Here is a 6,738-nt window from a genome sequence, read left to right as displayed (position 1 = left end):
ACGATGCGGACGGTCCAGCCGCGCCGGCGCAGCACGCCCGCGAGCGCGGCGTCGAACCGGTCCTCGAGCCGCGCCGCGAGGTGCGGGCGCCGCACGGGCGAGCCGTCGGGGTTCTCGAGCGGCGGCGTGACGCGGCCCGTACGCAGGCCGTCCCCGCCGGGCGTCGTGGCCCGGGCGGGGACGGGGGCTGCGGGGGGCGGCGCCGCCGAGCGGTGCCGTGCCGTCACGGTGCCGTGCGGGCGGCCGACGCGGCGGCCTGCGCCGCGCCTTCCTCGGTGCTCTCGCCGTCGGTGGACAGCGCGCCGCCCGAGGACTCCAGGTGAGCGCGCACGAACCAGTGGAAGAGCTCGAGCTCGTGCAGGTGGCCGACCAGGAGGTCGTTGGTGACGGTGTCGAGCTCCTCCGTCGCGGCGGCGGCCTCGCGGTGGTCGGTGATGACGCCGACGTAGACCTCGTCGAGCGCGCCGAGGTGCTCGGTCGTGCTCGCGCGGCCGATCGAGTAGTCGTCCCACGTGCGGGCGTTCACGAGCGCGCCGGGCGTGCCGACGGGCGCGACGCCGAGGGTCGCGATGCGCTCGGCGACCGCGTCGACCATGAGGCGCACGGCGTCGACCTGCGGGTCGAGCATCTCGTGCACCGCGATGAAGTGCGGGCCGACGACGTTCCAGTGGATGTGCTTGAGGGTCAGCGCGAGGTCGTTGAGCGCGTTGAGGCGTCCCTGCAGGATCTCCGCCACCTTCGCGCCGTCCTCGGGGGTGAGCGACGGGACGGTGTACTTCGGCAGATCGCGGGCCATGTCCACTCCTTCACGTGCGGGTACGGGCCGCTGCGGCCCGGGTGACGTCCACGCTGCCAGCACCGACGCGGGCTCGCCATCCGAGAGCGGCGTGCGGTGCCGCGTGCGTCGGGGCGCTCACGCCTGCTCCCACGGGTCGGGCGTCGTGTCGGTGCGCAGGCCTCGCACCACGGGCTGGCGCAGCCGGCCCGACGGCGTGCGCACGAGGTACCGCGTGTCGACGAGCACGACCGGCTCGACCCACACGGTGCCGCGCGCGTCGACCGCGGGGACGGGGTCGGTGAACGGGCTGGTGGCGCGCTCGTGGGTCTGCAGCACGGTGCGCAGGCCGCGGGCTCCGAGGACCGTGAGGCCGGAGCCGGCGCGCCCGAGGTACCGCAGGTCGCCCGCCTCGTCGGGCGCGCCGAGCAGCACGGCGCCGAGGTGCCCGGTGCCGGTGGACTGCGGGCGCCAGCCCCCGACGAGCGCGGTGCGGGTGCGACGGTGCGCGGCCTTGACCCAGTCCGACGAGCGGCGCCCGGCGCGGTAGGGCGCGTCGCGGCGCTTGGCGACGACGCCCTCGAGGCCGTGCGCGCGTGTGACCTGCCACAGGTCGTCGCCGTCGTCGTACCAGGGGGAGACCTGCACGTGGTCGGGCAGGACGAGCGCGTCGAGCACGGCACGGCGCGTCTCGAGCGGCAGCGGTGCGAGGTCGTGCCCGTCGCGGCGCAGGACGTCGAACACGAGGTAGGTGACCGGCCGGGCGGCGGCGAGCGCGGCGGCACGCTGGGGCTCGCGCACGTGCATGCGCTCGGCGAGGGCCGCGAAGGACGGGACGCCGGCGTCGAGGAGCACGACCTCGCCGTCGAGGAGCACGTCACCCAGGCCCGCGAGCGCGGCGAGCTCGGGGTAGGCGGGCGTGACGTCGCGGCCGTTGCGGCTCGACAGGTGCAGCGCGCCGTCGCGGACGTCGGCGAGGACCCGGACGCCGTCCCACTTGACCTCGAACACCCACGCCGCGCCCCGTGGCAGCGCGGTGCCTCTCGGCGCTGGGGTGGCGAGCATGGGCTCCACGGGTCCATCCTGCCCGGGGACGGTGCTGCGGGCGCGGTGTGCGCCCAGGTGCGGCGCTGCACGGGCGGCGACGAGGAGGACGTGGCGTGCGGGCGATCTGGAAGGGCGCCGTGGCCTTCGGCCTGGTGAACGTGCCGGTGCGGCTGTACGCCGCGACGGGGGAGCACGAGGTGCGGCTGCACCAGGTGCACCGCGAGGACGGTGGCCGCATCCGCTACCGCAAGGTCTGCAGCCTGGACGGCGAGCAGGTCGAGTGGGGCGACATCGCCAAGGGCTACGAGACCGAGGACGGCGAGCTCGTGGTGCTCACGGACGCGGACTTCGACCAGCTGCCGCTGTCGACCGAGCGCGAGATCGAGGTGCTGGAGTTCGTGCCGGCCGAGCAGGTCGACCCGATCCTGCTGCAGAAGACGTACTACCTGGAGCCGGACCGCACGGCGGCCAAGCCGTACGCGCTGCTGCGCGGTGCGCTCGAGCAGACGGACCGGGTCGCCGTGGTGAAGGTCGCGATCCGGCAGCGCGAGTCGATGGCGGTGCTGCGCGTGCGCGACAAGGTCATCGTGCTGCAGACGCTGCTGTGGCCGGACGAGGTGCGTGAGGCGGACTTCCCGGTGCTCGACGACGACGTGAGCGTGCGCCCGCAGGAGCTGACGATGGCGTCGTCGCTGGTGGAGTCGCTCGCGGCGGACTTCGACCCGTCGCAGTACGAGGACGCGTACGTCACGGCCCTCGAGGAGCTCATCGCGGCGAAGGTGTCGTCGGGGGACACGCAGGCCCCCGCGACGCCGCCGGAGGAGGAGGGCGCGTCCGAGGGCGGGGCGGAGGTCGTGGACCTGCTGGCGGCGCTGCAGCGGTCGGTCGACAAGGCGCGCGCCGCGCGCGGCGAGGACGCGGACGAGGGATCGCCCGGTGCGGATGCGGCCTCGAGGCGGACGGCGTCGGGCGGGCGCGGCGCGACGAGCGGGTCGGCGAAGAGCGGCGGGACCACGGCCGCGGCGTCCACCACGAAGGACGCGACGAAGGACGGGGCGAAGGGCGGGGCGAAGGGCGCATCCGCGAAGAAGGCACCCGCGAGGAAGGCGTCGGCGAAGGCCTCCGCGACGAAGGCGCCCGCGAAGAAGGCCGCCGACGCCGAGGACGCGGCCCCCGCGCGCCGCAAGGCCCGCAGCAAGGCCTCGTGACGGCGTCGTGACGGACGGCGACCCGCAGGGCCGTGTCGCGGACGCGGTCGCGACGCTGCGGCGCGTCGCGTTCCTGCTCGAGCGCGCGCAGGCGAGCGGCTACCGCTCCGAGGCCTACCGCACCGCGGCGCGCACGGTCGAGGCCCTGCCCGCCGACCGCGTCGCCGCGCTGGCGGACGCGGGCTCGCTCACCGACCTGCCGGGCGTCGGGGCCAAGACCGCCGACGTCGTCGCGCGCGTGCTCGCGGGCCGCGACGTCCCGACGCTCGACGAGCTCGAGGCGCAGGCGAGGGCCGCCGACGACGCGCTGCCGGACGCCGCGGCCCGGCTGCACGGTGCGCTGCGCGGCGACCTGCACACGCACACCGAGGCGAGCGACGGCTCGGCGTCGATGCAGGAGATGGTGCTGGCGGCGCTCGAGCTGGGCCGTGACTACGTCGCGGTCACGGACCACTCGCCGCGCCTGGCCGTCGCGCACGGGCTCAGCGCCGCACGCCTGCGGGCCCAGCTCGACACGATCGTCGCGCTGCGTCCGGCGGTCGCGCCGTTCGACGTGCTGAGCGGCATCGAGGTCGACGTCCTCGACGACGGCACGCTCGACCAGGACCCCGACCTGCTCGACGAGCTCGACGTCGTCGTCGCGTCGGTGCACTCGAAGTTCCGCATGGACCGCGACGCGATGACGCGCCGCATGCTCGCGGCCGTGCGGAACCCGCGGACGGACGTGCTCGGCCACTGCACGGGACGCCGCGTCACGGGCCGGCTGCGACCACCCAGCGAGTTCGACGCCCGTGCCGTGTTCGACGCGTGCGCCGAGCACGGCGTCGCCGTCGAGGTCAACAGCCGCCCCGACCGGCTCGACCCGCCCCACGCGCTGCTGCAGGTCGCGGTCGACGCGGGCTGCGAGTTCACGATCGACTCCGACGCGCACGCCCCCGGGCAGCTCGACTGGCTGCGCACGGGGTGCGAGCGCGCCGCCGCGCACGGCATCGGACCCGACCGCGTCGTGACGACGCGCAGCGCGCAGGAGGTCCGTGCGCGGGGCCGTCGGTGACGCGACACGCCCGCCGTGGTGCGCCGAGCGGGCTCCGCGCCGTTAGGGTCGGAGGCCGTGCGCACGCGCGTCGTGCGGCACCGCCCCGGCCGGTGATCGACCGGGGCAGCGAACCGAGTACCAAGGAGCACCCGACGTGAGCGTCAACCGCACCGAGCTCGTCCAGGCCGTCGCGGCCAAGGCCGGCCTGACCAACACCGACGCCGACAAGGCCCTCAAGGCCTTCCAGGAGGTCGTCGTGGAGCAGCTCGCCGCCGGTGGCGGCGTGTCCATCCCCGGCTTCCTCGCGGTCGCCAGCGCGGACCGTGCCGCCCGTACGGGTGTCAACCCGCAGACCGGCGAGAAGCTCGAGATCCCGGCGGGTCACCGCGTGAAGATCACCGCGGGCAGCGCCCTCAAGCGCGCCGTCCAGGGCTGACGCACGCCCCTGACGCCCCGGCCCGCCGCGTGCGGACCGGGGCGTCGTCGCGTCCGGGCCCCGTCTCCGCCGTCCGCGACGCCTCCGTCCACGACGCCGGGCGGCGCCGTCAGCCCCGGTGGCCACCCCCGGCACGCGCCTCGGGGTCCGCGTCGGCCCGGCGCGCGATCAGGTGCGGCAGGACGACCCACGCGAGCGTGATGACGACCACGAGGGCGCCCGCCGCGACCCGACCCGCCGTGCGCGTCAGCACGACGTCGAACAGCAGCATCACGGCCCCGGTGAGTACGAGCGCGAGGGCCACGAGCCCACCGCGCGCGAACCCGTGGCCGGCGTCGACGAGCTGCGGCTTGAGCCGGCGGCGGAAGAGCAGCCGGTGCAGCGACACGGGCGCGATGATCAGCACGGTCGCGAGCGCCGCGAGCACGACCAGCACGAGGTACAGGTCGCGCTGGTACGCGTCGAGGTCGGCGAACCCCGACTGGAACGGGATCGTCAGCAGGAAGCCGGTGAGGATCTGCGCGCCGGTCTGCGTGACCCGCAGCTCCTGCAGCAGTTCGTCCCAGTTGCGGTCCATGCGCTCGGTGTAGGTCTCGTGCCGGCCGTCGCCGGGCACGTCCTCGTCCGGGTCCGGCCGGGGTCCGTCGGGGGCCGTGCGGGTCATGCGGTCCTCCTGCGCTGCGTCGGGCTGCACGGATCATGCCCGCGCTCCCCGCGCCGCGCACGACGAGCGCCGGACTAGGCGTCCGCGTCGGCGAGACTGGTGCCGTGACCGACGCGCAGCCCACCCGCCACTTCGCCTCCGACAACTACGCCGGCGTCCACCGCGAGGTCCTGGAGGCGATCGCCGCCGCCAACGTCGGGCACGTCCCGGCCTACGGCGACGACCCGTGGACGCTGCGCCTGCAGGACGTCGTGCGCGGTCACTTCGGCGACGCGGCGACCGCGTACCCCGTGCTCAACGGCACGGGCGCCAACGTCGTGGCGCTGCAGGCCATGCTGCCGCGCTGGGGTGCGGTCGTGTGCAGCGAGGCCGCGCACGTGCAGAACGACGAGAACGCCGCGCCCGAGCGCGTCGGCGGGCTCAAGCTCCTCACCGTGCCGGCACCCGACGGCCGTCTCACGCCCGAGCTGGTCGCGCGCCAGGCGTGGGGCTTCGGGGACGTGCACCGTGCGCAGCCGGGCGTCGTGTCGCTCACGCAGTCCACCGAGCTCGGCACGGTCTACACGCCGCAGCAGGTGCGCGAGCTGTGCGACCAGGCGCACGAGCTGGGCATGCGCGTCCACGTCGACGGCGCACGGATCGCCAACGCGGCCGCGAGCCTCGGCCTGCCGCTGCGGGCGCTCACGACCGACTGCGGGGTCGACGTGCTCTCGCTGGGCGGCACCAAGAACGGTCTGCTGCTCGGTGAGGCCGTCGTCGTGCTCGACCCCGCCGCGGTCGACGGCCTGGGGTACCTGCGCAAGTCGGGCATGCAGCTCGCGTCCAAGATGCGGTTCGTCTCGGCGCAGCTCGTCGCGCTGCTCGAGGGCGACCTGTGGCTGCGCTCGGCGACGCACGCGAACGCGATGGCGGCCCGGCTGCGCGCCGGGATCGACGCGATCGGCTGGCTCGACGTCACGCAGCCGACGCAGGCCAACGCGGTGTTCGTGCGGCTGCCCGCGGCGGTCGCCACCGAGCTGCGGCGCCGGTGGCGGTTCTACGACTGGGACCACGCCGACGGCACCGTGCGGCTGATGTGCGCGTTCGACACCACCGCGCAGGACGTCGACGACCTCCTCGAGGGTCTCCGGACCGCGCTCGAGAGGTCCTGAGGCCCGTCCCGGGCCCGACGCGGGACGGCCGCCGCACCGGCAGGAGGTGCGGCGGCCGTCCGTCGTCGTGCGCTCAGGCCGCGGCGCAGGAGGTGCCGTCGAGCGTGAACCCGCTCGCGGCACCCGGGGTGCCGCCGCCGTGCGAGGCGTTGAAGCCGATCTCCGCGGTGCCGCCCGTCGCGAGGGCGCCGTTCCACGCGGCGCTCGTCACGGTCACGGTCGAGCCGGTCTGCGACCACGTGCCGCCCCAGCCCTGCGAGACCGTGACGCCCGCCGGGAGCGTGAAGCGCAGCGTCCAGGCCGACCGGGCGGGGCCCGTGTTCGTCAGGCGCACCGCACCCGTCAGGCCCGAGCTCCACGAGCTGGCCGTGTAGCGCACCGTGCACGCCCCCGCGGGCGGGGTCGTGCACGGTGCGCTACA

General features: G+C 75.5%; 8 protein-coding genes and 1 pseudogene. 4 read left to right on the top strand and 5 right to left on the bottom strand.

What is annotated here, in order from left to right; genetic code table 11:
- The 3 genes and pseudogenes from ATM99_RS16405 to ligD all read right to left on the bottom strand — a co-directional run.
- Positions 1–227 (bottom strand): annotated as a pseudogene (locus ATM99_RS16405) (hypothetical protein); the annotation flags it as partial.
- A complete protein-coding gene (locus ATM99_RS16400; RefSeq protein ID WP_062103910.1) occupies positions 224–796 on the bottom strand; it encodes a Dps family protein in 573 nt (190 codons plus the stop codon). The pseudogene ATM99_RS16405 and the gene ATM99_RS16400, both read right to left, overlap by 4 nt.
- A gap of 117 nt (positions 797–913) precedes the next feature.
- Complete coding sequence (ligD, locus tag ATM99_RS16395; RefSeq protein WP_082659952.1) at positions 914–1,840, bottom strand: non-homologous end-joining DNA ligase; 927 nt, start codon at positions 1,838–1,840, stop codon at positions 914–916.
- A 95-nt stretch (positions 1,841–1,935) separates the two neighbouring features.
- Between ligD and ATM99_RS16390 the strand changes: the two genes are divergently transcribed.
- From ATM99_RS16390 to ATM99_RS16380, 3 genes are all read left to right on the top strand, one after another.
- Entirely contained in the window at positions 1,936–3,030 is a 1,095-nt protein-coding gene (locus ATM99_RS16390) for a Ku protein (RefSeq protein ID WP_062103908.1), read from the top strand.
- A 7-nt stretch (positions 3,031–3,037) separates the two neighbouring features.
- Positions 3,038–4,084, top strand: coding sequence for a PHP domain-containing protein (locus ATM99_RS16385; protein ID WP_062103907.1), 1,047 nt, complete (start codon positions 3,038–3,040; stop codon positions 4,082–4,084).
- Positions 4,085–4,220: 136 nt separating this feature from the next.
- Positions 4,221–4,502, top strand: coding sequence for an HU family DNA-binding protein (locus ATM99_RS16380; RefSeq protein WP_046528422.1), 282 nt, complete (start codon positions 4,221–4,223; stop codon positions 4,500–4,502).
- Positions 4,503–4,611: 109 nt separating this feature from the next.
- On the opposite strand, the gene ATM99_RS16375 is transcribed toward ATM99_RS16380, so the two are convergent.
- Entirely contained in the window at positions 4,612–5,166 is a 555-nt protein-coding gene (locus tag ATM99_RS16375) for a DUF6328 family protein (protein WP_062103906.1), read from the bottom strand.
- Between the two features lie 104 nt (positions 5,167–5,270).
- On the opposite strand from ATM99_RS16375, the gene ATM99_RS16370 reads away from it, so the two are divergent.
- On the top strand, positions 5,271–6,317 hold the full coding sequence (locus ATM99_RS16370; protein WP_062103905.1) for a low specificity L-threonine aldolase: 1,047 nt from the start codon (positions 5,271–5,273) through the stop codon (positions 6,315–6,317).
- Between the two features lie 73 nt (positions 6,318–6,390).
- Here ATM99_RS16370 and ATM99_RS16365 read toward each other — a convergent pair.
- A partial coding sequence (locus ATM99_RS16365) for a cellulose binding domain-containing protein (protein WP_190278864.1) occupies positions 6,391–6,738 on the bottom strand: 348 nt, incomplete at its 5' end.

Origin of the sequence: Cellulomonas sp. B6, from assembly GCF_001462455.1 — a bacterium.
Lineage (GTDB): Bacteria > Actinomycetota > Actinomycetes > Actinomycetales > Cellulomonadaceae > Cellulomonas.
The sequence above is the reverse complement of the archived record's forward strand: the minus strand, read 5'-3'. Positions and strand labels throughout refer to the sequence as shown.